Origin of the sequence: Bacillus cereus group sp. BfR-BA-01430, from assembly GCF_022663115.1 — a bacterium.
GTDB classification, from domain to species: domain Bacteria; phylum Bacillota; class Bacilli; order Bacillales; family Bacillaceae_G; genus Bacillus_A; species Bacillus_A cereus_BD.
On the sequence record NZ_JAKUEW010000063.1, the window covers coordinates 1 to 576 of the forward strand.

Consider the following 576-nt stretch of genomic DNA (forward strand, 5'->3'; position numbering starts at 1 on the left):
TTATTTCACAAAAAGAAATAACGAATGGATGGGAACGTATTTCAGTTCCTTTCGATACAACAAAATATGCAGGTACTTTAAAAGAAGTACGTGTAAATTTAGCGACCGCTAATACAACTACTGTCGATGCAACTTTTACAGGTATATTAGTTACATTTGGAGACTATCTCGAAAACTGGAATCATGCACCAGAGGATTTAATTTCACAAGGGACATTCACAGAAAAAACAACTGAGATTGAAAAAAGTGTAGACGGCATTAAAGAAAATATAACAAAAGTAGAAAACACGCAAACTTCGTTTGATAAACGTGTAACAAATGTTGAAAAGACCTCGGATGTTATCAATCAAAGTGTATCTAAACTTCAAGAAACGCAAACACAGCAAGGAAAAGCGATATCCGAAGCACAGGCGACAATCAAACAACATTCTGATGAACTTGCGTTGTCGGTAAAAATGAAAGATGTTGAGGATTATGTGGGTGGCATTGGTAGCATTAACTTGATTAGAAATGCCAAATTAACTAATGGTGTTAAGTATTGGAAATTACATGACGCTACAAGGACACATATTGATA

At 34.9% G+C, this 576-nt stretch carries 1 pseudogene; it reads left to right on the forward strand.

What is annotated here, in order from left to right:
* Positions 1–576 (forward strand): annotated as a pseudogene (locus MR058_RS22930) (phage tail spike protein); the annotation flags it as partial.